The following is a 25,509-nucleotide window of genomic DNA, read 5'->3' as shown; positions in this document are numbered from 1 at the left end:
CCGGACATGAAAATCGCTTTTATCGGTCTGGGCAACATGGGCGCGCCGATGGCGCGCAACCTGATCAAGGCCGGCCATGCACTGCGCCTGGTGGACCTGAACAAAGCTGTGCTGGCGGAACTGGAACAGCTGGGCGGCAGCATCAGCGCATCGGCCCGTGAAGCGGCAGAGGGCGCCGAACTGGTCATCACCATGCTGCCCGCCGCGGTGCATGTGCGCAGTGTGTGGCTGGGTGAAGACGGTGTGCTCGCCGGTATCGGCAAAGGTGTACCGGCCGTGGATTGCAGCACCATCGACCCGCAGACCGCGCGGGACGTAGCCGCCGCCGCTGCCAAACAAGGCGTGGCCATGGCCGATGCGCCGGTCTCTGGTGGCACCGGTGGTGCAGCCGCCGGGACGCTGACCTTCATGGTCGGCGCCACGCCTGAACTGTTCGCCACCCTACAACCGGTGCTGGCGCAGATGGGCCGCAACATCGTCCATTGTGGAGAGGTCGGCACCGGGCAAATCGCTAAGATCTGCAACAACCTGCTGTTGGGGATTTCCATGGTCGGCGTCAGCGAAGCCATGGCGCTGGGCGATGCCCTGGGCATCGACACCAAGGTGCTGGCGGGCATCATCAACAGTTCCACCGGGCGTTGCTGGAGTTCGGAGATGTACAACCCGTGGCCGGGGATCGTTGAAACGGCGCCGGCGTCGCGCGGTTACACCGGCGGCTTTGGGGCCGAACTGATGCTCAAGGACCTGGGGCTGGCCACTGAAGCGGCGCGTCAGGCGCACCAGCCGGTGGTACTCGGCGCGGTGGCCCAGCAGTTGTATCAGGCGATGAGTTTGCGTGGGGAGGGTGGGCAGGACTTCTCGGCGATCATCAACGGCTATCGCAAACCGTTGTAGGAGCGAGCTTGCTCGCGATGGTCGTTAACGATAATGCGGGGAGGCTGACACCCCGCGTTGTTCTCGGGTTTTTCGCGAGCAAGCTCGCTCCTACAAAAATTGCATGTACCCAAAGATATTGACCGGGAGATCACGTCGGGTGATCCCCCGGTTTTTTTGTATCAGGCAAACACGAAATATTTGCGCACGGTTTCCACCACTTCCCAGGTGCCTTTCATCCCTGGCTCGATGACGAAAATGTCGCCGGCGCGCAGGTGGATCGGCGCCATGCCTTCCGGAGTGATGACGCAGTAGCCTTCCTGGAAATGGCAATACTCCCACTTCACATATTCCACGTACCACTTGCCCGGCGTGCAAATCCAGGTGCCCATGATCTTGCTGCCGTCTTCGCTGGTGTAGGCGTTGAGGTTGACGGTGTGCGGGTCACCTTCGAGCTTTTCCCATTTGCAGGCGTCGAGCACGGGCAGCGGGTGGGTGTCGCGAAGAACGGTAATCGGTGCGGTCATGATGACTCCGGGCAGTGGGCTCAAGAACTGAAGTCGCACCCTATAGCGCTTGTCCAATCATCAGTTGTCTGTGCTCGACATTGAGCTGCCCAGAAACGCACTGCTCTCAAAGATGGTTCAGCGGGCAGTCGCGCCTGGATTGTTCGAGGCTGTTCTCGAACTCGACCAATTGCGAGTGCTGTTGCGACAACGCCGCTATTCGCTCGGCGATTTCCTGTTTTTTGCTGGCGATGACCTGATGTGCCTGTTCCCATGGCAACTGCGGGCCCTGATGTCCGGCGAAGACCGACTGCAATTCCTTGAGCCTGAACCCGAGTTGCTGGGCACATTTGATGAACATCAGCAGGTCGACGCTGTGCTGGTCATAGATGCGGTACTTGCCCTGACGGCATGCGGCGGGCAGCAGGCCAATTGACTCGTAGTGACGGATGCTTTTGACAGTGGTGCCGGAACGTTGCGCGGCTTGGCCGATGTACATGGGAAGGTCCTTTTCTCCGAGGATAAAGCTCGGCGCATTATCGACCGACTCAAGCGCTGGCGATAGCTTCGGCTTGCCGCAACCAGGCCGCATACCGGTCTGCGCTGGCGCCGAGAATTGGCCCGAAGGTGAGGGTTCGGGTGGGCTTGATGCCACAGAAATCCAGCGTGGTTTTGCGGACCTGATGCAAACCGGGCATGCGGTAGATCCATCGGTAGTACCAGGGCGGTGTGTCCATGGTCACCAGCAAATGGGCGGTTCGGCCGCGCAGGAGTTTGTCGGGGAAGGCTTTGCCCTGGCGATATTTGAAGGCAAAACCGGGCAAGAACACCCGGTCGAAAAAGCCCTTGAGCAAGGCCGGTACGCCACCCCACCAGATCGGATAGACCAGCGTCAGTTGTTCAGCCCACAGGATATCGGCCTGGGCGTTACGCAAGTCGGCTTCCAGCGGCTGGACCTGCTGATAGCCTTCGCGCAGTACCGGATCAAAATCCATGCTGCCCAGAAACAACTGCCGCACCTCATGCCCGGCACGCGCTGCCGACTGTGTGTAACGCTCGGCAAGGGCGGCGCAAAAACTATTGCTTGATGGATGCCCGAGGATCACCAGTATTCGTTTACCCATCATCGCTGTCCTTGAAGATCAAACCTCAAGGATAAAGTCTGCCCCTCAGGGGAGAGTCAAGGCGTGCAGCAGCGCCTTGGCATAGCCGGGTAATGCGGCGAAGTCCCGGGCACAGAGCAACAGTTTGCGTTGGCCCCAGGGCTCTTGGATGGGGAGGCTTTTGAAAGACAGTCCGCCTGACCCGCGTTCGACCGCAGCCAGCGGTACGATTGCCAGGCCCGCTCCACGGGCGACCATGCGCATCACACCATCGAAGCCATCGGCGCGGATGCGAATCTGCATGCGCAGGCCGGCGTGCAGTGCCTGCTCTTCCAGGTACACCGCCAACGCGTTGTTGGCATTCAGGCCGACGTAGTCGTGATACAGCGTGTCGGTGAAGCTCACTGAGGTTGCCTGTGCCAAGGGGTGTTCGCGGGGCATGATCAGCACCAACGGATCATCGCGGAACGGTCGTGTCTGCAAGTCATCGGTGTCCACCGCGTCGGAAACGATGCCCAGGTCCGCCGCGCCCTGGCGCAAGGCATGGGTGATGCGGGTGCTGGGCAGTTCCTGCAGGTCGATGTCGAGGTTGGGATGGCTGCGCAGGAAGTCCGCGAGCAATTCTGGCAGGTACTCGGTGATCGCCGTGGTATTGCACAGCAGCCGCACCTGACCTTTGACGCCCTGTGCGTACTCGGCCATTTCCTGTTGCAGGCGTTCGGCCTGTTGCAACAGAACCCGGGCGTGTCGGGCCAGGGCATTGCCGGCCGGCGTCGGGCTGACCCCACGGCGATTGCGCAGTAGAAAGTCGACACCCAGCGACGCCTCCATGGCGCGAATTCGCGCACTGGCCGCCGCGAGGGACAAATGACTGCGTGCGGCGCCGGCGGTGATATTGCCGCAGTTGAGGATATTCAGGTACAGGCGCAGGTCGGTCAGGTCGAAGTGCATTACAACAATCCCAAGTTGAATGTTGTCTGGAAGGGCGTCTTCGCGAGCAGGGGATTTGTGAACGACACATAACCACTGTGGGAGCGAGCCTGCTCGCGATGACGACAGATGCCGCACCCGATTATTCAGCCTCTTGTACGGAGAGAGGCAACCTCAGTATATGGCAGATTTTCAATCACCCCTTGCGGGCTCACCATAGCCCCATGAATACACTCTCGGCGTTTTATCAAAATCTTGGCTTGGCCCTTTCACTGTTGGTTATCGGCACCTTTGTGCTGGCCGGCATGATCAAGGGCGTGATCGGCCTGGGCCTGCCGACCGTTGCCATGGGCCTGCTCGGCCTGGCTATGGCGCCGGCGCAGGCAGCGGCGCTGTTGATCATTCCGGCGACCCTGACCAACGTCTGGCAACTGGCGTTCGGCGGGCATTTGCCCGGGCTGATCAAACGACTGTGGCCGATGCTGCTGGCAATCTTCATCGGCACCGGGGCGGGCACGCTGTGGATCGGCATGAGCGGTGGTCACTGGGTGGTGCGGGGGCTGGGGGCGGCGTTGTTGCTGTATGCGCTGAGCGGTTTGTGCCTGCCGACTCTGCACGTGGGACGGCGCAGCGAACACTGGCTCGGTCCATTGTGTGGCGTGCTGACCGGCGTCATCACTTCGGCCACCGGCGTGTTCGTGATTCCGGCGGTGCCTTATCTGCAAGCGCTGGGCTTGAGCAAGGACGAGCTGGTGCAGGCGCTGGGCCTGTCGTTCACCGTCTCGACCCTGGCCCTGGCCGGAGGATTGCTATGGCGTGGCGCTCTCGGTGGGGGCGAGTTGAGCGCATCGTTGCTGGCGCTGATCCCGGCCATGCTCGGCATGTGGCTGGGGCAATCGCTGCGCCAGCGGATCAGCGCCCTGTGGTTCAAGCGCGTGTTTTTCGTTGGCCTGGGTGTTCTCGGCGGCCATTTGCTGATCAGCGGCTAGCGGACGACGGACTGATCATCTCGATGGCGCGGATCTCGAAGTCCCGCTCCAGGTATTCATCGCGCTGCTCGAGGAACTGCTTCATGTGCGGCAGGTTCGAGTGCACGTCGAGGTGGGCCCGGGATTGCCAGATCTCGTAGAAGATGAACAGGGTCGGGTCCTGTTTGTCGCGCAGCATGTGGTATTCGATGCAGCCAGGCTCGGCGCGGCTCGCTTGCACGTAGCCGCTGAAAAATGCTTCAAAGGCGTCGGATTTTTCCGGGTGGGTCTTGGCGTGCAGGATGAAACCCTGGATTTCACTCATCTACATCTCTCCTCAAGTCAGAACTGATGCCAGTCTAAGGCAACAATCGGCTGCTGATTCGTGCTTGTAGATCAAATGAATTTTGCTCGATCGAGGCTTATTCCGCGCGAGGCTGATCGGTATTCTGCCGCCATCCGATTCCCGACCCTTCCCGAGTTCTCTCATGAAAAAAGTCCTGTTGCTCAATGGCGGCAAAAAATTTGCGCACTCCGACGGCCGCTACAACACCACCCTGCATGAAGTCGCGTTGAGCGTGCTGGATCGCGGCGGCGTGGATGTCAAAACCACCTTCATCGACGAGGGTTATGACGTCGCCGAAGAAGTGGCCAAGTTCCTCTGGGCCGATGTGATCATTTACCAGATGCCCGGCTGGTGGATGGGCGCGCCGTGGACCGTGAAGAAGTACATCGACGAGGTGTTTACCGAAGGCCATGGCAGCCTCTATGCCAGCGACGGTCGCACTCGCTCCGACGCCTCGCAGAAATACGGCAGCGGCGGCCTGATTCACGGTAAGCAATACATGCTGTCGCTGACCTGGAACGCCCCGCAGCAAGCCTTCGACGACCCGACCGACTTCTTCGAGGCCAAAGGCGTGGACGCGGTGTACTTCCCGTTCCACAAGGCCAACGAGTTCCTGGGCATGACCGGCTTGCCGACGTTCTTGTGCGTGGACGTGATGAAACGCCCGAACATCGAAGGCGACGTGGCGCGATATGAGCAGCATTTGGCTGAGGTGTTTGGCCTCAAGGCTTAGCGCTCGGCTACTATCGGTCGTACCGGCAAAAAAGATCGATTAGCGAAGAGGACACACGTGAAAGCCAGATCCGATGAATTGCAGGTTTTCGTCTGTGTGATTGAATGCGGGTCGATTTCTGCGGCGGCCGAGCAGGTCGGGCAAACGCCTTCGGCGGTCAGTCGCACGCTGTCGCGGCTGGAGGCCAAGCTCGACACCACGTTGATCAATCGCACCACGCGGCGCATGGACCTGACCGAGGAGGGCAAGTACTTCTTCGAACACGCCAAGCGGATTCTCGATCAGATGCACGAGCTCGAAGAGCGCCTGTCCTCACGCCAGCAAACGCCGTCCGGGCGTTTGCGGATCAACGCGGCATCGCCTTTCATGCTGCACGCCATCGTGCCCTACATCGATGAATTCCGCAGGCTTTACCCCGACATCCAGCTCGAACTCAACAGCAATGACTTGATCATCGACCTGCTGGAACAGAGCACCGACATCGCCATCCGCATCGGCACCCTGACCGACTCGACCCTGCATGCCCGCTCCCTGGGTTGCAGTCCGCTGCACATCGTCGCCAGCCCGGCCTATCTGGAAAAGCACGGCACACCGCAAGCCGTGGCCGACCTCTCCGAACATTCGCTGCTGGGATTTACCCAGAACGAAGGCCTCAACCAATGGCCGCTGCGTTACGTGCATGGCGATCGCTGGCCGATCCAGGCGTCGATCAGCGCCTCCAGCGGCGAAACCATCCGCCATCTCGCACTGGACGGCCAGGGCATCGCCAGCCTGTCGCATTTCATGACCATCGACGACATTCGTGCCGGACGCTTGAAAGTGTTGTTGGCCGAATTCAACAGCGGTTATCGCCAGCCGATCAACGCGGTGTACTACCGCAACTCGCAGCTGGCCCTGCGGATTCAATGCTTCCTGGACTTTATCCAGGGCAAATTGGCGGATTATGCGAGCGCAGATTTCAAGGGCTGACTCGTGACTCCTGCGCAAAAGTGAATTGGGTCAGAGGGCATTTTTCGACAGTGATCGCTCCTTGATACTCCTTGCATCACTTATCCACGCAGGGAGTTTCTCCATGAACGTATTCGTTACCGGTGCCGCCGGTTTTATCGGCGGTTCCATCGCCACGGGCCTGGTCCAGGCCGGCCACAACGTCACCGGTCTGGTGCGCAGCGCCGAACAAGCCGATGAACTGCGTGCACTGGGCATCACCCCGGTGATCGGCACCCTCGACGACTCCGCCCTGTTGGCCGATCAGGCGTTGGCTGCCGACTCGGTGATCAACGCGGCCAGCAGTGATCATCGTGGTGCGGTGGAAACCCTGCTCGATGCCCTGCGCGGTGCTGGCAAAGTGTTCCTGCACACCAGCGGTTCGAGCATTGTCGGGGATGCCTCGGGCGGTAAATCCAGCGATGTCATTTACTTCGAAGACAACTTGCCGGAGCCGACCGTCGACAAGGCTGCACGCGTGGCCATCGATAATCTGATCCTGGCGGCGGCCATGGACGGGGTGAACTCGGCGGTGATCTGCAACACGCTGATCTACGGCCACAGCCTGGGCGTCCATCGTGACAGCGTGCAGTTGCCGCGCCTGCTCAAACAGGCGCGCAAAAGCGGTGTGGTGCGCCATGTCGGCACGGGCCGGAACATCTGGTCCAATGTGCACATCGAGGACGTGGTTGCGCTGTACCTGCTGGCGCTGACTGAAAACGTACCCGGCACCTTCTACTTTGTTGAAAGCGGTGAAGCATCATTCATCGACATGACCACCGCCATGGCCCAGGCGCTGAACCTGGGCGAGCCGCAGGACTGGCCGCTCAAGGACGCGGAAGCCGAGTGGGGCTATGAAATGGCCAACTATGGACTGGGCTCCAACAGCCGGGTGCGTGGCAAGCATGCGCGGGAGTTGCTGGGTTGGGTGCCGAAGCGCACGTCGGTAGTGGAGTGGATTCGCGACGATATGGTGTGAGTTCGCTTCAGACCGCGTCATCGTTCATCGCGAGCAGGCTCACTCCTACATTTGATTGCATTCCTTCTGATGGAACGCGGTTAAATGTAGGAGTGAGCCTGCTCGCGATTGCGTTTCCACTGGCCCATCTGCTGGCCGGGCTGCCTCTGATTCCGTAACATCCGCACACTCTTTTCCAGTCTCTCCCTGTGTGCGATCCCTCATGAAAGCAAAACGTCTACGCGCCGATGCCCTGGCCGGACTTACCACGTCCTTCGCCCTGTTGCCCGAATGCATCGCCTTCGCGCTGGTGGCTCATCTCAATCCGCTGATGGGGCTTTATGGCGCGTTCATCATCTGCACCCTGACCGCGCTGTTCGGCGGGCGACCCGGCATGGTGTCCGGCGCGGCCGGCTCGATGGCGGTAGTGATCGTCGCGCTGGTGGTGCAGCACGGCGTGCAGTATCTGCTGGCCACGGTGTTGCTGGGCGGGCTGATCATGATGGCGTTCGGGCTGCTCAAGCTCGGCAAACTGGTGCGCATGGTGCCGTACCCGGTGATGCTCGGCTTCGTCAACGGCCTGGCGATCGTCATTGCCCTGGCACAACTGGAGCACTTCAAGAGCGGGGAGGCCTGGTTGAGCGGTACGCCGCTGTACATGATGCTTGGGCTGGTCGCGGTAACCATGGCCGTTGTCTATGTGATGCCGCGTCTGACCCGTACCGTGCCGCCGGCGCTGGTGGCGATTCTCGGTGTGGGCCTGGCGGTGTATCTGCTTGGCCTGCCGACCCGCACCCTGGGCGACATGGCGCACATTGCCGGTGGCTTGCCGACGCTGGCGCTGCCGGACATTGCGTGGAACCTGGACACCCTGGGCATCATCGCGCCCTACGCGATCCTGATGGCGCTGGTCGGGTTGCTGGAAACCCTGCTGACCCTGAACCTCACCGACGAAATCACCGAGAGCCGTGGTTACCCGGATCGCGAGTGCGTGGCGCTGGGGGCGGCGAATCTGGTGTCCGGTGCGTTCGGCGGCATGGGCGGGTGCGCGATGATCGGCCAGACCGTGATCAACCTCAGTTCCGGCGGACGCGGGCGCTTGTCCGGGTTGGTGGCCGGGGTGTCGATCCTGCTGTTCATTCTGTTTCTGTCGCCGCTGATCGAACGCATTCCATTGGCCGCGCTGGTCGGGGTGATGTTCGTGGTGTCGCAACAGACCTTCGCCTGGGCCTCGTTGCGGGTGCTGAACAAAGTGCCGCTCAATGACGTGCTGGTGATCATCGCGGTGACGGTGATTACCGTTTTCACCGATCTGGCCATTGCGGTGCTCTGCGGCATCATCATTGCGGCGCTGAACTTTGCCTGGCAGCAGGCCCGTCAGCTGTATGCCGACAGCCATCTGGAGAACGACGGCAGTAAGCTGTACCGGGTGCATGGCACGCTGTTCTTCGCCTCGACCACACCGTTTCTCAATCAGTTCGATACGGCCAATGACCCGGTGCAAGTGACGCTGGATTGCCAGCACCTGAGTTTTGTCGACTACTCGGCCATCGCCGCACTGGACACCTTGCGCGAGCGCTATGCCAAGGCCGGCAAGCATCTGCGGGTGCTGCACTTGTCCGAGCGTTGCAAGAAATTGCTCAAGCGCGCCAGGATGCAACACGACTGAGCGTAATAAACTCGCCCTCGACGAATACCGCGGCGGCGACGATCACTTACCGCCGGGAGACTGACATGCTGTACGACACGCTGATTCGCAAGGCCCTGATCATCGATGGCAGCAACAGCCCCGGTTACCCCGCCGACGTGGCCATTCTCAACGGGCGCATCGAGCGTATCGGCGACTTGCGCGATGCCCGTGCCAGCGAGGAAATCGACGCGCAGGGCCATGTGCTGGCGCCGGGTTTCATCGACGTGCACACCCATGACGACACCGTTGTGATTCGTCAGCCGCAGATGCTGCCCAAGCTCAGCCAGGGCGTGACCACGGTGATCGTCGGCAACTGCGGGATCAGTGCTTCGCCGGTGAGTTTGCGCGGCGATCCACCGGACCCGATGAACCTGCTCGGCACCGCTGCTGCGTTCGTTTATCCGACCTTCCATGACTACCGCGCGGCGGTCGAAGCGGCGAACACCACGCTGAACGTCGCCGCGCTGGTCGGCCATACGGCGCTGCGCAGCAATCATCTGGACGACCTGTTCCGCACCGCCACGGCAGACGAAATCAGCGCGATGCGCGAGCAACTGCGCGAAAGCCTTGAGGCCGGCGCGCTGGGCCTGTCCACCGGCCTTGCCTATGCCAGCGCCTTTTCGGCATCCACCGATGAAGTGATGCAACTGACCGAAGAGTTGACCGCGTTCGGGGCGGTCTACACCACCCATTTACGCAGCGAATTCGAACCGGTGCTGGAGGCCATGGACGAGGCGTTCAAGATCGGCCGCCATGCGCAAAGCCCGGTGATCATTTCCCACCTCAAATGCGCCGGCGCCGGAAACTGGGGGCGCAGTCCGCAATTGCTGGTGTCCCTCGAAGAAGCGGCGAAAACCCACCCGGTGGGTTGCGACTGCTATCCATATGCGGCGAGCTCCTCGACCCTGGACCTCAAGCAGGTGACCGATGCCCACCGCATTACCATCACCTGGTCGACCCCGCACCCGGAAATGGGCGGCCGCGACCTGATGGACATCGCCGCCGAATGGAATGTGCCGTTGCTGGATGCCGCTCGCCAACTGCAGCCGGCCGGTGCGGTGTACTACGGGATGGATGAGGCGGATGTGCGCAGAATCCTCGCGCATCCGCTGTCGATGGTCGGCTCCGACGGCTTGCCGGAAGACCCGTTTCCGCACCCACGCTTGTGGGGCGCATTCCCCCGGGTGCTCGGGCATTTCAGTCGCGACGTCGGATTGTTCCCGTTGCACACCGCCGTGCACAAAATGACCGGGCTGTCGGCGGCGCGCTTCGGTTTGAAGGAGCGCGGCCAAATCCGCGAAGGTCATTGGGCGGACTTGGTGTTGTTCGATCCGGCGACCATCTGCGATGTCGCCGATTTCAACGATCCGCAGCAGGCAGCACAAGGTATCGAGGGCGTATGGGTCAACGGTGCGTTGAGCTACCGCGATGGTCAGGCCAACGGGCGCAGGGAAGGGCGGTTCCTGGCACGGGAAGGGGATTTGCGTACGGGGTTCCAGTGAGTTTCGAGGACTGCGCCAGCACTCGCGCGCCCACTAGAACTCGACGACATCCAGGTTCCACCAGCAATCATCATTAACAATTGTGTGGAGGCTCAAGGCTAGTCGAAGCGTCGCTGAAACTCATACAGTTATTCCCTTGAGGTTATATTCCGCAGGTGGCATATTTGTATGAAATGGGACGTTGAATACACGGATGAATTTGGCGATTGGTGGGGCAATCTGAATGAAAAGGAGCAGGCTTGCGTATCGGCGAGTGTCGACTTGTTGGAACTCATCGGCCCGGGTCTCGGATTTCCCCATAGCAGCGATATCAAGGGCTCGCGACATGGCAATCTGCGAGAGCTGCGGATACAGCATGGTGGTCGCCCTTATCGCGTGCTGTATGCATTTGATCCGCGTCGATTTGCGTTATTGCTGATCGGTGGCGATAAGACCGGTCAGGATCGCTGGTATGAAGTTCATGTCCCCATGGCCGAAAAGTTGTATGACGAACATTTGGAAACACTGCGTAAAGAGGGCCGCAACGATGGCTAAAAAATTCGCTGAGCTTCAAGCACGCATGTCGCCTGAGTCACGTGCCGATGCCGAGCAGTTGCTCCAACAACACTTGAAAGAAATGCCTCTGCATGAGCTTCGAAAAGCCCAGGAACTGAGCCAGGAAACATTGGCCAAGGCCCTGCACATCAACCAGGCGGCAATCTCGAAAATGGAACGGCGCACAGACATGTACATCAGCACTTTGCGCAACTACATCCGCGCGATGGGTGGCGAGTTGGAAATCATCGCCACCTTTCCTGAAGGCCAGGTAAAAATCGAAAACTTCGCCAAATAGGCAGCTCGACTGCCTGGAATGAGAGAAGCCCTTTATTCAAAGGGCTTCCTGGCAACTCGCTGACGTGTTTGGCCTAGACCCTGAAGTGACTCACCATCATCTGCAACTGATTCCCCAGCCGCGCCAGTTCAACACTCGACGCAGCCGTTTCGTCACTCGCAGCAGCAGTCTGTTCAGACACGTCGCGCACGTTGATGATGCTGCGGCTGATCTCTTCGGCCACGGCGCTTTGTTGTTCGGCAGCGGCGGCGATCTGCTGGTTCATCGACTGGATGTTGGACACCGTGCGGGTGATGTTCTCTAGCGACTCGCCAGCCTTGCGGGTCAGGGCCACGCTGCTGTCGGTGAGGACGCGGCTGTTGTTCATCACCGCCGACACTTGTTGCGTGCCGTTCTGCAAGCCGGCCACCAGGCCTTCGATTTCCTCGGTGGATTTCTGTGTGCGCTGGGCCAGGCCACGGACCTCGTCGGCCACCACCGCAAAACCACGACCGGCTTCACCGGCACGGGCCGCTTCGATGGCGGCGTTGAGCGCCAGCAGGTTGGTCTGCTCGGCCACGGCCTTGATCACGTCCATGACGCTGCCGATCTTGTCACTTTCCCGTTGCAGCACGCTCATGGCCTCGGTGGAACGCACCACTTCGCTGGCCAGGCGCTCGATCTGGGCGATGGCTTCGTTGACCACTTTGTCACCTTCACGGGCTTCGCCATCCGCCGCCGCAGCGGCTTGCGAGGCTTCTTCGGCGTTGCGCGCGACTTCCTGCACGGTGGCGGTCATCTCGTGCATGGCGGTGGCGACCTGATCGGTCTCGACTTTCTGACTGTTGACCCCGGCACTGGTCTGTTCGGTCACAGCCGACAGCTCTTCGGCGGCGCTGGCGATCTGGGTCACGCCGTCGCGGATGCCGCTGATCAAGTCGCGCAGCGTCACGCCCATGCGCGCAATGCCTTGCTGCAACACGCCGAGTTCATCGCGACGGCTGACCACCACGTTCTGGGACAGGTCACCGCTGGCGATGCGATCGACCACCGCCAGGGTTTCGCGCAGTGGGCGGGTAATCTGGCGAGTGATGACCACGGCGGCAATGATGCCCACCAGCAACGCCAGCAATGTGCTGATCAGTTGCAGGGTGCGCGCCTGAGCGCTTTCGGCGTCCCGGCGGTCGAGCTGGATCTGATACAGCTGATCGCTTTGGGCCACGATGGCGGCACCCTGGTCGGTCATTTCCTTGCGCGCTTGCACCGCGTCATTGCTGGCGGCCTTGTAGGCCTGCAAGGCACCGCGATAGTTGCCAAGCGCCGTTTCCAGCTGACGCAGGGCGTCTTGTTGGGAATCGGCGAAATGCGCATTCAGCGGTTTCAGGCTGGCAATGGCGGCGTCCAGTTGGCCAACGGCTTTTTGCTCTGTCTGGGCATCGGTGCTGGCGGTGTAGCCGCGCACTTCATAGCGGGCCAAGAGGAACGCCTCCTTTGCCGTCGTAATGGCCTGGAACTGTTCAAAGCGCTGGTCGCTCAACGGCATTTGCTGCGCGTGGGTATTGATGTCATTGATCAGCGTGTTGGCGGTTTCGGCGTTGGCATTCATGGCGTCGCGGGCACTGTTGCCGGCGCGATAGGCGCTGCGCATCTTGCCCAGGGACGTCTTGTAGGCGTCGATGACGGCGCCTTGCTCCCGGAGCAGCTTGAGGTTTTCCGGGCTCTTGAACTTCGCCAGCAGGTCTTGCTGCTGAGCCGAGAAGGCGTCGAGGGTGGTCTGCACGCTCTGCGCGGCGGTTTCGTCGCCGTTGGTGAGCATGTATTGCAGGCGAACCACACGCAGTTTGGTCAGGCCGGCGTTGAGCTGGGTGATGTCGCTCATCCAGTTGCTGCGGTCGATCAACCCGCCCAGGCTGGTCCAGCCGGTCAGGGCGAGGACGCAGGTCAGTACCAGGACCAGGCCAAATCCCAGGCCCAGTTTCAGGTTCACACTGATGTTGCCGAACCAGCTATTCATCAAATTCCTCCAGGAACGTAGTGCTTCTTTTTCGTCGGTTGGCTGGAAGATTGTTTTTTTTGGAGGCCGCCAAGCTGTGTAAGCAGGATGTATCGGCAGCAATTCCGGGAGCTGAAAGGTTTTTGTGCGGCGGATTCTGTAACAAGGTTTTTGCAGCGTTTTAAGCTTTTTTTCACATGTCTTTCACCCGCAGGCAACGCACGTTTCATTAGCCTCCCGTGATCTGATGAGGTGATACGTGCCGGCGAGGCGGCTTGATGTGGAATTAAGACTGAGTCTTTTCGGGATAAAACGCTCGATCGATCTGAACCGCTTCGCCCGCTATCGCAACGCGGCGGTGGTGCTGGCCTCGGCGCTGCTGGTCATCCCGCTGACCGTGTTTTTGCTGCGTCCCGCCACCGCGCCGGACCTGGCTCACGGCAATGTGGCCGGAGCACAGGCTTTGATGACGGGGTGGGCCAAGGGCGACATGATCGTGCTGGTGCGCCACGTCGAGCGTTGCGATCACTCCTCGGCGCCTTGCCTGGTCGGCAACGATGGCATTACCGAGCGCTCTCGTAGTGTTGCCGAGAGCCTCGGGGCACAGTTCAAAAACCTTGGCCTGGACAACGCCGATATCTACAACAGCCCGATCCTGCGCACGGCACAGACCGCCAACTTCATGTTCAACAAGGTTGGCACGGGGGAAGACTGGCTGATCATTTGCAAGGGCACCATGCTGCGTGACGCGCTAGCGCATAAAGTGGCCGGGCGTAACCTGGTTCTGGTGACCCACAGCGAGTGCATGGAGCAACTGGAGAAAGACCTCGAGTTACCACCTTCGACCCTGGGTTATGGCGCTTCACTGTTTATTTCCGCCGAAACCCCGCAGACTCCGCGCTTGCTTGGCTTCATCGACGCTTCCGACTGGAGCTCGGTGAGCACTCATTGAGTTTTTCCCTCCTCTTTCTGAATCAGGATTCACAATGTTGACCGCTTCTCGCTACCGCTTTTACTGGGTGAATTTCGGTATTCCGCTGGCCTGCGCGGTCGCGGTGTTTCTGATGTTCGACATGACCAGCATCGACATCGCCTTCAACAATTATTTTTTTGATCCGGTAACGCAGACGTACCCGTTGGACCATGTCCATCTGTTCGAAAAAATCACCCATAAATGGGCGCGGATCATTCCGAACTGGACCGGCGAAATTGCGATTATCGGTGCCTTGCTGTCATTTCTCTGGCCACGCCTGAAGGCCGAAAAGCACTCGAAAATCATCGCTTTCCTGGAAAAAATCAAAGTCGCACCGGTGCTGCGCTTTGCCACCCGGCATCGTCGCGACTTTCTCTACGTGGTGTTCGCGTTCTCCATCAGCACCGGGGTCATTCACTACCTCAAGGGCCACACCAGCGTGTATTGCCCGATCGAGACGACCCAATACGGCGGCAAAATGGAACACGTTGAGTGGTATGAAAACTTCGACCTGCTGAAAGTCGCCGGTGAGGGGCGCTGCTGGCCGGGCGGACATGCGTCGGGCGGCTTTACCATGCTGGCCTTGTACTTCGTGGCTCGCCGTTATCGCTGGCGCTATTCGAAAGCGATCATGTACGGCTCACTGACCCTCGGTTTCATCTACGGCACAACGCGGGTGCTGCAAGGCTGGCACTACATGTCCCACACCTTCTGGGCCGGGATCTTTGTGTGGCTGGCATGCTTGCTGACGGCGCTGGCGTTTTACGGGCGAGCGAGGCTGGAACAGCCGGTGCTCTCCAAAGTGCAAAAACCGGTAGCGGCGACTCAGACTCAACCAGTGAATTGAGTTGGCGTTGAACTGAAAAACCCGCACCCCGAAAGGGCTGCGGGTTTTTTGTTGTCCGAGGAAACCTGTAGGAGCTGGCTTGCCAGCGAAGGTCGTTAACGATAACGCGTGTAAATCGGATAAACGCGGCGCACGTGAGTCCATCGCAGCAAGCTGGCTCTTGTAGGAGCTGGCTTGTCGGGTCGCCGCATCGCAGCGAAGGTCGTTAACGATAACGCGTGTAAATCGGATAAACGCGGCGCACGTGAGTCCATCGCCGGCAAGCCGGCTCCTACAGGTATTGCGTTATCGGTGTTTCCCGGAATTGCGTGAAGAACCAAAAAAAAAGCCCGCGGGAGGGCGGGCAAACCGTAGTTTCTTGAATGAGCGAGTGCAATGTACAGGCAGTAAACGGAACCGTGGAGTGAAGAAAAATTCATCTGGATCAAAGCCCCGTACCAGAGCTTGCGACAGCGCTACGGCAATTGATCCGCGGCAAAGTCCGCTTCTGGCCGGTCACGCAAACGGCCCTTGCGGCAGGCTTGCTGGAACCGCTGTAAATCGCGTTTGTTCTGCTCGGTTAACCCAGCGACTAATCTGTCTGTCAGGTATCGACTTGATGCCACCACGCGGAAACAGGGAGGCCCGTGTTTTCATTGCTGATTTCGCTACTGCTGGCGTTCCTCATCGGCTGGGTCTCTCAGCGCATGGGTATGTGCCTGGTCAATGCCATCGGGCTGCTGCTCAAGCGCCGTCCGACCCTGTTCGTGTCACTGGTCAGCTGTGGTTTGTTCGGTCTGTTGCTCGCACCGCTCTACGCCTTGTCTGGCGTCAGTCAGCCGCTGTTCATCCCTGAAGTCGGCTATCTGTCGCTGGTCGGTGGCGGGTTGTTGTTTGGCCTCGCCTCGGTGCTCAACGACGGATGCAGCGTCGGCACCCTGACCAAACTCGCCAGCGGCAACCTCAACAAGGTCTTCACCATCTTCGGGTGGGTGCTGGGCATCGTACTGTGGCATCACCTGAACATGCTGCCCGAACACCGGGCACTGCAAATGCCGATGATCACCAGTCGTCATTACTGGCTGGTCATTGGCATCGTGCTGCTGATTTTGCTGTTCCTGGTGCGGATTCACGGCGACAGGCACCTGGTGCTGTCGGCCCTGCTGCTGGGGGCGTTGACCAGCGCCCTCTACACCTTCGAACCGCTGTGGACGCCCAGCGTATTTTTCTACGATCTCTCGCAACTGTTCCGGGGGGCGGGCGACACATCATTGACTACCCCGCGTGTGACGGTGTTCGCCATGCTGATGCTGGGCATGCTCTGTTACACGTTGCACCGCCGTACGTTCAGCTATCAGCGGTTTGCAGCGATGACAGCGGCCAGGCATTTGCTCGCGGGCGTGTTGATGGGGACCGGTGCATCGATGATGCTCGGCGGGAATGACTCGCAGATTTTGTTGGTGTTTCCGACGCTGACCTGGGTGGGAGCGGTGCCGTTGGTGTCGATTGTGTTGGGGATATTGGTGGGGGTTGGGGTGAGGCGGCTGCGTGCTTGATGATCGCGGCTCTGGAGTCGGACGACCTGAGAGTGTCAGATTTTTTGTGTGCGGGCCGGTAATGGCCTGCCATCAGGCAGGCCTTCATTTCACGCCTCAACTTCGTCGAGTGGCGCGATGTTGTCCAGTGCCCGGTTCACCAGCAATTGCGCCAGCACGGCCAACTGCTGGATCGCCAGGGCGATGTTGCGACGCGAACTCTCAAGCTCGCAAGCAAGGTCGGTGCTCATGACGTTGAGCGAGGCGAGGGTTTCGCTGGCGTGGGTGAGCAGGGACGGTGTGTCGATGTTGGGGCGCAGGGTGAAGACGTGGCTGATCGGGTCGAGGTGATTGGGGTTGCGCAGGCGGGCGCTGATGGTGGGTTCGGTGAGGTCGGAGAGGTTGGAAAAGTCGGGTGTTTCGGTTGTTGAGTCAGGTGCAGTGTTTGGCGGGTTGGGACTATGTTTTTTCATGATTGTGCTCCGTCTTTGGTTGAAGGAGCTGCCAACTATCTGCTGTCAATCAGATGAGGGTGGCAGCTGTACGCAGGTTGACAGACCGGGGAGCAACAAAACCGGTGCATCCGAAGATGCCCCACGCACAGCCACCATAAAAACAGAACGCGCAGAAGCATGCCGTTTTATCAGGAAGAGTGGAAGGTAGCTCCTCAGCCTGTCAAAGCCGATCGCTGATTCGCAGCGACCCCTGAAGGCTATCGTCGAGAAGTTGCTTCCGCCAGTTCCTGAAAGGCGATGCGTTTTGCGGGAAATGTCCTAGGACGTGAGGAAGACATCGAGATAGGTAACCGCTTGGATGCGCGGTCAAAACGATTCGCAGTAATGTCCGGTATGCAATACATTCGATCACCAATGTAACGGTAACCGAACATGGATCAATCTCTTCTACTCTCCCGCCTGGGGCACCAAATACGTGAAAAGCGTAAGAGTCTCGGACTGACGCAAGCAAGAGTTGCCAAGCTTTCCGGGTTGCCGCGACAGAAAGTTATTGCCGTGGAAAAGGGGACATCCACCGTTGCGATGGTCGCGTATGCCCGAGTTTTGTGCGCATTGGATTGTGAGCTTTCTGTGATTCCGGCAGCACTGCCAATGCTTGAAGAGCTAGGTGAACTGTTCGAGTGAAACGACGGCTTTTGCGTGAGCACAACAGCTTACAAATCCGCCAGTTTTACCGTGTGCTTGAAATGATGCTCCCAAAGCCGGACCCCCAACCCGCCCGTCCGGTCCAGCGATGACCCCACCGTTAAATCCGTGATCAACGTCGGCTGCAAACCCGCATCAAACAGCGCAAACCCCGCCGCCAGGCAACAGGTTTCGGCCTGCAGGCCGCACACCAGCACGCGTTCGACGTTGAGGCTTCTCAGGTAGTCGATGGTTTCCGGTGTGGGCGCGTAGCCGTGCTTGATAAAAATGCGGTCGGCCTGGATCAGGCTGTCATCGTCCGGTGCTGGGTGCCAACCGAGCTGTTTTTCGAAGGGGGTTATGGATTCGTCATGGCGCTCGACCGTGGCGACACTGGGCAGAGTGCCGATGAGCGCCTGGATACCGTCGATCAGCCACTGCGGCGGGGCAAAGCCGGGTTGTACGTCGATGATCAGGAGGGCTTGGCGCATGGGCTTCTCCGAGGTGATGGCAGTGATAGGGGCGACTGTGCACATAGCGGCATCGCGCGACTGTCCATGTAACCCTATCGTCAGATTTCACCTGCCACAAAGTGCTTTTGTGAGTTGTGAGCGTACGATGTAATTCACACTTTCGCGGAATTCCTGGGGGGAGCGAACGAAGCGACCGAGCGATATGGCTTTGGAGAAAAATCATGATTCGCAAGCACTACTTGATAGCCCTGGCGACGCTGCTCATCGCCACTGGCGTGCAGTGGGTGACGCTACCCGCCTACGCGACCGAGCAGGGTCAACAACGGCGTGAAGCTCGCGATACCAGGCAGGAAGGTCGCTCCACTGCCCGGCAAACCAAGGATGATTGTAGAAAAGGCAATGACAAGAGCAACGTAGACTGTCGCCAGGACAAGCGCAGCACCAAGCAGGATACCCGTCGCACGGCCCGGGACATCAAGTACTGATCGTTGGAGTGGGTTCTTCTTCAGACTGTTGCAGGGCTTGTGATACGCCCAGAAACAACGAAGCCCGCACGGGGCGGGCTTCGTTGGTGTCTCAATTGGTGGGCCGGGGTAATTTGAATCCGCTCAGTAAGATATTGATTTATAAAATTAATATCTGTTTTTATTTTTAGTTGGAATACCAGTTGGAATACTGCACGCCACTTGACCACCCATTTGCATTCGATCTGACCACCGATTGCATCGGAGTTGACCAGCACGCTTCGTAACCATGATCGGCAGAGAACTGCCGATTCTGTTGAAAAAGTCGGTTCGCCCAAACAGACTGGGCATTGACTGGTTAAAACGCCTTTTTTGCACACTGCTACGTGAAATCCGAGTCCGGAAGCCTCTGCCGAAAGTAAAGATTTCAATCTCGGACGCATACTTTTTTGCTGCGCAAACCATGGTCGACTTTTTCAACAGAATCTGCCCGAAGCGGACATCCCGGTGGCATGCTTAGTGTGAGATTACGTCGACTATTTCCCGAACTTCGCGCGGTCCCCCCAGTGATGCCTTTGGGCATGTGGGACCGGGCGCAGTCTTTAGGTCCCCGTCGCGTCATAGTGCTCCTTGATCAACACCAACATCTGCGCCTGGTGCCGGTCGATAGCAGGCGCATCCCATTCCATCTCGGCTTTGCCACTGAAGATGTGAGCAAGTTTGAGCGAGTCGTAACGGGGCTTGCCCTTGAAGTCTTCTCGCTTCTTACCGACGCGCTGGTTGCTGTAGGACGAGTTTTCGCCAGGACTCAGCAGCACCAGGTTGCCAAAGCTGTCGAGGTGAACCTTAGCCAACTCAACGCCGAACTCCTCCCGCTGGGGATGGACATGCTCCACAGAGTTCTTCGAGGTGATTCGGTAGGCCGCCAGCTTGGACGCGTCAAAGAAACCGAAACGGCTGCGCTCTCGCCAGAGAATGTATTCCAGTTTCTGGAACCAGTAATGCTCGAAGCGAGTGCCGTTGGGCTCTTTCAAGTCATCGATAACTGTGTCGATGCCCCGCATGGCGAAATCATGACCGGCCAAAAGCGCAAAGCTGGCTTCCTTCTGACTGTCTTCGGCCAGGGACAGTTGATTGTCAATGCGCTCCAGCAGCGCCACGACCTGCGCTTGCGTCTTTGCCTCGCCAGCCACCAACGCCCCGAGAAACGGCGTCAACCAATACTGCGCACTTCGCTCGCCGGTGAAGTTTCGCACACTCTGCAACTGGCTCAGGTCGCTGCTTTCCAGTCGGGTGCGGGCAAGTCGCCAGCCGTTGTCGGAGCGGCTTCGGCTGACGTTGGTTTGACGCAGATTCCAGACCTGACTGTCAGCCTCCGGCAGCCATTTTACTACCCACAGGTCGAACTGATAACGCACCGCCCACAGGCATTCGATGAAGGCCTTAGCCTGTCTTTCAGTGGCGTGGGCGATGAAGTCGGCAAAGTAGTCGTTGAGCCGACTGTCATGCAGGCGCACCTCGACATCGTCCAGGCGGTGCTCCTTGAGATAGATGCGGTAGGCGTGCATCAGAAGGAGGCCAAAACTGATAATCGGGCGACAATAACGCACGGGCTCCTGCCGTGCTTTGGACTCGTCCGATTCGACCACTGACAGTTTGGCTAACTGTGCAATGGTCATACCCTGCACATCCCCGGCGGGGACGCGTTTGAGCGGGAAGGTCGTCACACAATGCCTGACCAGGTCATCTTGTTTCAGGCGTTTCCAATCCGCGTCCGGAAAGACCTTGCGCAGATTGCGCTCGAAGAAGTCTTCCATGTTTTCACAGGCCTGCCAGATAGCATCGAAACGCAGCTTCTGCGTCTCGATAACAGCCAGCAGACGGGACTTGAGAATGTCACTGTGCTCCAACTGCACGCCGCTGTTGTTCATGGTCGAAAACAGTCGGTTCAGGTCCATGCCCGGGGGCATGATGTTGTTCACCCATCGCACCTTCGCATACAGGTACTCGGCCACCTCGGCCAGATACGCCTCCCCCCGCTGGCTGCGCAACGCTCCCAACCGATCGTCAAGCGCCTTGCGGGCAGCGGTCAGGTGCTTGATGTAAGCTTCGTCCGACTCAGAGGCCCTGCCCGTATTTTCCTCGGCATCAAGCCCGGCCCACGCCGCAAACAGTCGCTGCACTTCGTCACGAATGGCAAAGGTCAGCCGGGGCTGCTTGTTCCATACGATGAACTTCGCCAGCGCGTTGTCGGGCACCACCGCCGTCAGCGCGAGGGCAAGCAGCATCAAGGTGGTCATGCGCTGCTGACCGTCGATCACTTCATAGAGAGTGTGGGTGTGTCCTGAGTCGCGTGGGGTGACGGCGGACGTCAGTACCGTGCCGATATAGTAATGCGGCGCGTCGGTGTCGCAGGCCACCATGATCTGCTCCAGCAGACCGACAACATCCTCGCTCGGCCAGACATAAGGGCGCTGATAGCTGGGGATGATCAGCGTGATCTCTGCAGCGCACAACAAGGCTGGCGCCTGGACATATGAACGGACACTGGCATTCATTGCACACCTGCCTGGTTGGAAGAGCGTTTTTCGAGCATGTGGCTGATGACCTGCTTGAGTTCAACATCAAAGTCCGCCTGCAGCGATTCGCCCGACTTGCTCAAGCCCATCGAAAAGTACACCTGCACAGTACGCACGAACCGGTACTTCACACTATTCTCGTCCAGTCGCTCAGCAATGGGATAACTGAACCTCTGCAAAATCTCGATCAGCTCGTCATGGGTGTAGCTGTAGGCAATCCAGTCCAACACCGGATTGTGCTCGGCAAAACTCTGCGCTGTGCTTTCACGCACGGCCTTTTCATTGCTCAGCCGCGGCGAGAAGATCACCCTGAACAACCAGCACCCCGCCTCCAACAGCCCTTGTCGACCAAACTGGCTGACATACAGCAACACCGCACAGTCAAAGAGCTTGCGTAAAAACTCGCTGCCGTTGGCCTTAACCACCAACTCGTCGTAGAGCTGATGAAAAGGCGTAAGGCTGTTGTCATCGCGCCTGATCAACACCGCCCGACGCAGCTCATGGAAATAATCGAAGTAGTGAATGGCATTGGTACCGGCATTGATTGGCTGACGCATCGCGTATCCACTGTCCACCTGCAAGGCCTGGCCTTCGCCAAAATGGCTGACTCGCGCGGTGCGATACGCCACATCCCGGCCCTGTCCGGTGCGCTCGGCCAACTCCGCGACAATCTCCTCACGCATCTGCAGCGGCTGACGGTGGCTCGAGAGACTGCGCCACTTCAGCTGTTGCCAGTGACGCGCCTTCATCAGCGCATCCATCGTGTCGTCCAGCTTGCCCCAGGCCTCCCAGCGCCGCGCGTGCTTGTCCTGCTCCTGCCGCGACACCCCACGCAAGTGATGCGCCTTGAGGATCGCCGGGCCGTCCAGTCGGACCCCGCCGGTGTTCTGCGTCTCGAAGAAGTGATAGGCGTCATCCTCACTGCGGGTGACGACCAAGGTGATGTTCATCCGAGAGAAGTCCACCGATGGCAACGGCTGTTGCTCAAGCCAGCGCAGATTGCCCAGGGCGCGGGTCTGGGACTCTGGAGAGGCCAATTCGATGCCTTTGGCGAGATCTCGTTGCTTCAGCACATGCGCCAGCAATGCCAGGGTAATCAGGCGCTGCTGGCCATCTATGATGTTCAAGACGTCGGTGCGCATCCTTGGCGGGCGCGATTGGTGGACGATGATGCTGCCCAGATAGAAGTCGTGCTCAGACGGCGATGCACCCACAGACGGTGAGAAGTATTCGGTGAGATCGTTCAGTAGGCGTTGCAGGTGTTTGATCTGCCAGCGGTAAGGGCGCTGGTATTCGGGGATGGTCAACCGGCCTTTAATGTGGCGGTCGTCGCTGCCGCGGATCGACTCGCCGCCTAGCAATGCGGCAACGGAGGTGCTGGCTACGACGATATCGGGGGTGACGAGGCCGCTTAGCAGCATTTGAACTTCGTCCTTGAGGGGCTGCGTCATGTGTAGCGTTTTTCCTGGAGTTGGCGGAACCTGCGGAAGGGGTGGAATGACAAGTCTCATCCCAAGTGATGGCTTGATGATGTCAGTGAGGCGAGGTGGAAACAAGCAGGCGATGCACGCAGGAGACGCAGCCATCAAGGGCCACCAAATGTCGACAACATTTTCCGGGACCGTGCTGCCTCTGACTTTTTGAAAAACAATGATTTAGGTGTTTTGAAAAACGTTCTGATCCCCCCATTTGTTCCCCCACTTTTTTGTGGTTTTTTGCACTTGGAAGCAAACCGTGGTGCCTCTGAGCGATGCACTGCTGCCTGGGGAGTGGTTTGAGCGCTGCTCGAAGTGTGGGAGCAAGGAATTGAGGATGCGGGCGGCAGGGTGGTTGGAGAAAGCGGTGGCGGAGTATTTGCGGCGGTGTTGATGGCTGTAAGTAAGGGCAGCAATTACACCTCGCGAGCGGACGTAGCGTTTACGCTGGTCTATGACCTGGTAAACGGCATTGTGAGGCCCTGAGTTTGATCAGATGAGCACCTCAGAAGGGGGGCTTACATCCCAGTTGAAGATCCGGGCCTGATCGCTTGCATGCAAGCTGTAACAAGCAATCAGGCTTCAGCTCTAGGGCTGGGACTCAGGCCGCTTCCAGAATAGCCATACGACCATTGGGCAGGGACAGCAGCAGCCGGTTTTCTTCCGAGTGGATCAGTTGTTTGGCTTTGTGTTCGATGCGATGGAAGATTTCGGCCTTTTCGCCGATGCTGCCGCGGATCAGATTGCGGTGTTGTTCGTTTAGGAAGTTTTTGTAGAGATTCATGGCTCCCTGGTAGCGCTCGGCACCGTCCTCCAGGATTTGCTGGGCCAATTGTGGTTTGCCGACGCGGGCGGCCAGCAGGTATTCGGTGTGCATTCCCAGGGGCATGATTTCCAGCATCATGTGGGCGAAGTTGACCACCAGTTCGTAGTGTTTGTTGGTCAGTTCGTTGCTGTTATGCGCCAGGTTGAGGATATTGTCGATGAAGGACAGCGCGTGGTTGCGCTTGGCCGCTGAGGTGGCCAGCAGTGGGTAGGCCACTTCCCTGATCTCATGGGCCAGGCTGCGGTCCTTCAGCAGGGTGCGGGCAACTTCTATCCCTCCGATGTAATCGGTGACTTTGTCCATATAATAGACAATGTTCTGGGCGTGCAGGTCTTTGGCGATTTCGTCGACGGTGTTCTGGATCTTGTCGAGTTTTGCGGCCAGATATTTGGTCTGGATGATCAACGCGCCGAGGATCACGCAGGTGGAAGCGGCTGCGGCCATGACGGTTGTCATTTGTGCGGCTTTGATCGCTTCTTCGGCGGACTTGATCATGGTTTCCTTGAATGGCAGGTGTTGAATAATCCCACTCTCGCCACTACCTGCTTTCCAGTAGGCCACGCCGTCATGGATCACAGCTTTACCCTGAGCCAAGGCGTCGAGCAGTTTTTTGGAGAAGGCGGCTTCATCGAGAACCCAGATTTTCTGCAGTAGGTCGGCGGCGGCTTGCATCAGAAACGGTCCTCTTTTTCGTATTTGCGGCGCATGTAGGCGATCTGGATGACCGCTGGAATGGTGACCCGATAGGCGGTGCCGCTTAGCAACGGTATGGTCACGGCGATAGCCGCGACCGGCCCGGCGAAGGCGGCCACGGCGCGTCCGCCAATCAACGCAGCGGCGCCACCGGCGCCCATGACCAAGGCATTGCCGAAGTACTGGCGGGCGGAATTGGCGAGCCAAGCAGACCACTCGAAGGACCCTATGCCGCCTGAGCTGATAGCTTTGATGATTGCGGCCAGGGGCATAGACTCAATGGCCCCAGGAAGATTCATCGACTCCATGGCTTTGCGTTTTTCGGAGTCAGACATGCTGTCCCAAGACTGCTCGACCAGGCGTTCGATCAACTTGTTTTCGATGTCATAGGCAGACGATTTGCTATCGTACTTGGCTTTTGCCTTGTCGCAGACGTCGCAGAGCATTTCCTTGTACAGCACTCCCTGGCGGCGAAACAAGTTGACGATCGAATCGCCACCGAAATGCTGCAGTTCACCGGCCACCAGTTTCCAGCACTGGCGCCACTGGTCCGGCTGGCCCTCCAGTTTCTTGAATTGCTCATCGTTAGCGATCTCACTGGCAACTCGTTTTTCGCCATCGTTATCGAGCATCAGGTACTTGGCCAGCTGGCGGATGTCTTCCTCCGTGCAGTACTGGAGAAACGCCAGGTCGTCATCTTGTCTGTAGGTGATACCCATTACTGGAATCCTTTATCTGTGGTGAAAAGTGTGGCGAACACGGCCTAGCGATCTTCCTGTGTCACCCAGCGCACTTCGATGCGCCGTTGCTGGGCATCCTCTGGTGCGATACCTGGGATAGGCTGGGAGTCGCCGTAACCGGCCACCACGACGCGCTTGGCGCTGACAGTGTCGCCGAAAGGGATTCATACAATGTCACTCCCTTACAGACTCATGGTAACAACCAGACTGTACTGGGGCGGGCGGTTCGACCTATACCTACTGATCCACATGCTTCAAGAATCGGTAGCACATACGTGATCACCATGGGCCCGGAACTACCACCAGGTTCTCTGCGTGCAGCCTGGCAAAGCGGACTTGCCAGCAAAGGGTCTTTATTGGAGCCGATAGCGACCTGATTGGAATGC

Annotated in this window: 27 protein-coding genes and 1 pseudogene; 14 read left to right on the top strand and 14 right to left on the bottom strand. The window is 58.9% G+C overall.

All coding sequences use genetic code 11. The features are described from left to right. The first annotated feature begins 6 nt into the window (after positions 1–6). Positions 7–894 (top strand): 3-hydroxyisobutyrate dehydrogenase, encoded by an 888-nt coding sequence (gene mmsB, locus KGA83_RS02705; RefSeq protein ID WP_223528235.1) that lies wholly within the window; start codon positions 7–9, stop codon positions 892–894. A 161-nt stretch (positions 895–1,055) separates the two neighbouring features. Here the strand turns inward: mmsB and KGA83_RS02695 are convergent, their stop codons facing one another. The 4 genes from KGA83_RS02695 to KGA83_RS02680 all read right to left on the bottom strand — a co-directional run bounded on the left by KGA83_RS02695 (position 1,056) and on the right by KGA83_RS02680 (position 3,433). Continuing rightward, positions 1,056–1,400, bottom strand: coding sequence for a cupin domain-containing protein (locus tag KGA83_RS02695; RefSeq protein ID WP_007988984.1), 345 nt, complete (start codon positions 1,398–1,400; stop codon positions 1,056–1,058). A 106-nt stretch (positions 1,401–1,506) separates the two neighbouring features. Next, the gene (locus KGA83_RS02690) at positions 1,507–1,878 is read right to left on the bottom strand and encodes a MerR family transcriptional regulator (protein ID WP_223528232.1); all 372 of its coding nucleotides are present in this window, start codon (positions 1,876–1,878) and stop codon (positions 1,507–1,509) included. 49 nt (positions 1,879–1,927) lie between these two features. Next, positions 1,928–2,506, bottom strand: coding sequence for an NAD(P)H-dependent oxidoreductase (locus KGA83_RS02685; RefSeq protein WP_223528229.1), 579 nt, complete (start codon positions 2,504–2,506; stop codon positions 1,928–1,930). Positions 2,507–2,548: 42 nt separating this feature from the next. Continuing rightward, positions 2,549–3,433, bottom strand: coding sequence for a LysR family transcriptional regulator (locus KGA83_RS02680; protein WP_223528226.1), 885 nt, complete (start codon positions 3,431–3,433; stop codon positions 2,549–2,551). A gap of 203 nt (positions 3,434–3,636) precedes the next feature. On the opposite strand from KGA83_RS02680, the gene KGA83_RS02675 reads away from it, so the two are divergent. Further along, the gene (locus KGA83_RS02675; RefSeq protein ID WP_223528223.1) at positions 3,637–4,401 is read left to right on the top strand and encodes a sulfite exporter TauE/SafE family protein; all 765 of its coding nucleotides are present in this window, start codon (positions 3,637–3,639) and stop codon (positions 4,399–4,401) included. Here the strand turns inward: KGA83_RS02675 and KGA83_RS02670 are convergent. Then, positions 4,391–4,705: a putative quinol monooxygenase gene (locus KGA83_RS02670; RefSeq protein ID WP_108219824.1), complete on the bottom strand. Its 315-nt coding sequence runs from the start codon at positions 4,703–4,705 to the stop codon at positions 4,391–4,393. The genes KGA83_RS02675 and KGA83_RS02670 overlap by 11 nt on opposite strands. 163 nt (positions 4,706–4,868) lie before the next feature. Between KGA83_RS02670 and KGA83_RS02665 the strand changes: the two genes are divergently transcribed. From KGA83_RS02665 to KGA83_RS02635, 7 genes are all read left to right on the top strand, one after another. Then, positions 4,869–5,459, top strand: a complete 591-nt coding sequence (locus KGA83_RS02665; protein ID WP_108219823.1) for an NAD(P)H-dependent oxidoreductase — start codon at positions 4,869–4,871, stop codon at positions 5,457–5,459. 57 nt (positions 5,460–5,516) lie between these two features. Then, entirely contained in the window at positions 5,517–6,428 is a 912-nt protein-coding gene (locus KGA83_RS02660) for a LysR family transcriptional regulator (RefSeq protein ID WP_223528220.1), read from the top strand. Between the two features lie 103 nt (positions 6,429–6,531). Beyond that, the gene (locus KGA83_RS02655) at positions 6,532–7,425 is read left to right on the top strand and encodes an NAD-dependent epimerase/dehydratase family protein (protein ID WP_223528217.1); all 894 of its coding nucleotides are present in this window, start codon (positions 6,532–6,534) and stop codon (positions 7,423–7,425) included. 202 nt (positions 7,426–7,627) lie between these two features. Then, a complete protein-coding gene (locus tag KGA83_RS02650; RefSeq protein WP_108219820.1) occupies positions 7,628–9,073 on the top strand; it encodes a SulP family inorganic anion transporter in 1,446 nt (481 codons plus the stop codon). Positions 9,074–9,138: 65 nt separating this feature from the next. Continuing rightward, positions 9,139–10,596 carry a D-aminoacylase gene (locus KGA83_RS02645; RefSeq protein WP_108219819.1) on the top strand — a complete coding sequence of 486 codons (1,458 nt, stop codon included), beginning with the start codon at positions 9,139–9,141 and terminating at the stop codon, positions 10,594–10,596. A gap of 168 nt (positions 10,597–10,764) precedes the next feature. Continuing rightward, positions 10,765–11,130, top strand: a complete 366-nt coding sequence (locus KGA83_RS02640) for a type II toxin-antitoxin system RelE/ParE family toxin (protein ID WP_108219818.1) — start codon at positions 10,765–10,767, stop codon at positions 11,128–11,130. Beyond that, the gene (locus KGA83_RS02635; RefSeq protein ID WP_108219817.1) at positions 11,123–11,428 is read left to right on the top strand and encodes a helix-turn-helix domain-containing protein; all 306 of its coding nucleotides are present in this window, start codon (positions 11,123–11,125) and stop codon (positions 11,426–11,428) included. The genes KGA83_RS02640 and KGA83_RS02635 overlap by 8 nt, the downstream gene beginning before the upstream one ends. A gap of 73 nt (positions 11,429–11,501) precedes the next feature. On the opposite strand, the gene KGA83_RS30040 is transcribed toward KGA83_RS02635, so the two are convergent. From KGA83_RS30040 to KGA83_RS02625, 3 genes and pseudogenes are all read right to left on the bottom strand, one after another. Continuing rightward, complete coding sequence (locus KGA83_RS30040; RefSeq protein ID WP_371319131.1) at positions 11,502–12,365, bottom strand: methyl-accepting chemotaxis protein; 864 nt, start codon at positions 12,363–12,365, stop codon at positions 11,502–11,504. After that, positions 12,360–13,421, bottom strand: a pseudogene (locus tag KGA83_RS30035) (methyl-accepting chemotaxis protein); the annotation flags it as partial. The pseudogene KGA83_RS30035 and the gene KGA83_RS30040, both read right to left, overlap by 6 nt. After that, positions 13,421–13,630 carry a hypothetical protein gene (locus tag KGA83_RS02625; protein WP_223528210.1) on the bottom strand — a complete coding sequence of 70 codons (210 nt, stop codon included), beginning with the start codon at positions 13,628–13,630 and terminating at the stop codon, positions 13,421–13,423. The gene KGA83_RS02625 and the pseudogene KGA83_RS30035, both read right to left, overlap by 1 nt. Positions 13,631–13,680: 50 nt before the next feature. Between KGA83_RS02625 and KGA83_RS02620 the strand changes: the two genes are divergently transcribed. The 3 genes from KGA83_RS02620 to KGA83_RS02610 all read left to right on the top strand — a co-directional run bounded on the left by KGA83_RS02620 (position 13,681) and on the right by KGA83_RS02610 (position 16,755). Continuing rightward, complete coding sequence (locus KGA83_RS02620; protein WP_223528207.1) at positions 13,681–14,352, top strand: histidine phosphatase family protein; 672 nt, start codon at positions 13,681–13,683, stop codon at positions 14,350–14,352. 34 nt (positions 14,353–14,386) lie between these two features. Next, entirely contained in the window at positions 14,387–15,220 is an 834-nt protein-coding gene (locus KGA83_RS02615) for a phosphatase PAP2 family protein (RefSeq protein ID WP_108219814.1), read from the top strand. Positions 15,221–15,846: 626 nt separating this feature from the next. Then, a complete protein-coding gene (locus tag KGA83_RS02610) occupies positions 15,847–16,755 on the top strand; it encodes a YeeE/YedE thiosulfate transporter family protein (RefSeq protein WP_223528204.1) in 909 nt (302 codons plus the stop codon). Between the two features lie 89 nt (positions 16,756–16,844). On the opposite strand, the gene KGA83_RS02605 is transcribed toward KGA83_RS02610, so the two are convergent. Continuing rightward, on the bottom strand, positions 16,845–17,207 hold the full coding sequence (locus tag KGA83_RS02605; protein WP_223528201.1) for a DUF6124 family protein: 363 nt from the start codon (positions 17,205–17,207) through the stop codon (positions 16,845–16,847). A gap of 414 nt (positions 17,208–17,621) precedes the next feature. On the opposite strand from KGA83_RS02605, the gene KGA83_RS02600 reads away from it, so the two are divergent. Then, on the top strand, positions 17,622–17,873 hold the full coding sequence (locus KGA83_RS02600) for a helix-turn-helix transcriptional regulator (RefSeq protein WP_223528198.1): 252 nt from the start codon (positions 17,622–17,624) through the stop codon (positions 17,871–17,873). Between the two features lie 29 nt (positions 17,874–17,902). On the opposite strand, the gene KGA83_RS02595 is transcribed toward KGA83_RS02600, so the two are convergent. Then, positions 17,903–18,364: an isochorismatase family protein gene (locus tag KGA83_RS02595; RefSeq protein ID WP_223528195.1), complete on the bottom strand. Its 462-nt coding sequence runs from the start codon at positions 18,362–18,364 to the stop codon at positions 17,903–17,905. A 203-nt stretch (positions 18,365–18,567) separates the two neighbouring features. Here KGA83_RS02595 and KGA83_RS02590 point away from each other — a divergent pair, with 203 nt between their 5' ends. Beyond that, positions 18,568–18,831 (top strand): hypothetical protein, encoded by a 264-nt coding sequence (locus KGA83_RS02590; RefSeq protein WP_108219809.1) that lies wholly within the window; start codon positions 18,568–18,570, stop codon positions 18,829–18,831. A gap of 581 nt (positions 18,832–19,412) precedes the next feature. On the opposite strand, the gene KGA83_RS02585 is transcribed toward KGA83_RS02590, so the two are convergent. The 4 genes from KGA83_RS02585 to KGA83_RS02565 form a co-directional block, all read right to left on the bottom strand. Next, on the bottom strand, positions 19,413–21,368 hold the full coding sequence (locus KGA83_RS02585; RefSeq protein WP_223528192.1) for a DUF262 domain-containing protein: 1,956 nt from the start codon (positions 21,366–21,368) through the stop codon (positions 19,413–19,415). Further along, positions 21,365–22,840: a DUF262 domain-containing protein gene (locus KGA83_RS02580; protein WP_223528189.1), complete on the bottom strand. Its 1,476-nt coding sequence runs from the start codon at positions 22,838–22,840 to the stop codon at positions 21,365–21,367. Before KGA83_RS02580 ends, KGA83_RS02585 begins: the two co-directional genes overlap by 4 nt. 625 nt (positions 22,841–23,465) lie before the next feature. After that, positions 23,466–24,362, bottom strand: coding sequence for a hypothetical protein (locus tag KGA83_RS02570; protein WP_194933453.1), 897 nt, complete (start codon positions 24,360–24,362; stop codon positions 23,466–23,468). Further along, positions 24,362–25,102, bottom strand: coding sequence for a DUF3944 domain-containing protein (locus tag KGA83_RS02565; RefSeq protein ID WP_223528185.1), 741 nt, complete (start codon positions 25,100–25,102; stop codon positions 24,362–24,364). Before KGA83_RS02565 ends, KGA83_RS02570 begins: the two co-directional genes overlap by 1 nt. Between the last annotated feature and the right edge of the window lie 407 nt (positions 25,103–25,509).

This window comes from Pseudomonas sp. GL-R-19 (genome assembly GCF_019956375.1).
Taxonomy (GTDB): Bacteria; Pseudomonadota; Gammaproteobacteria; order Pseudomonadales; family Pseudomonadaceae; genus Aquipseudomonas.
This window is presented reverse-complemented; position numbering and strand designations above follow the sequence as displayed.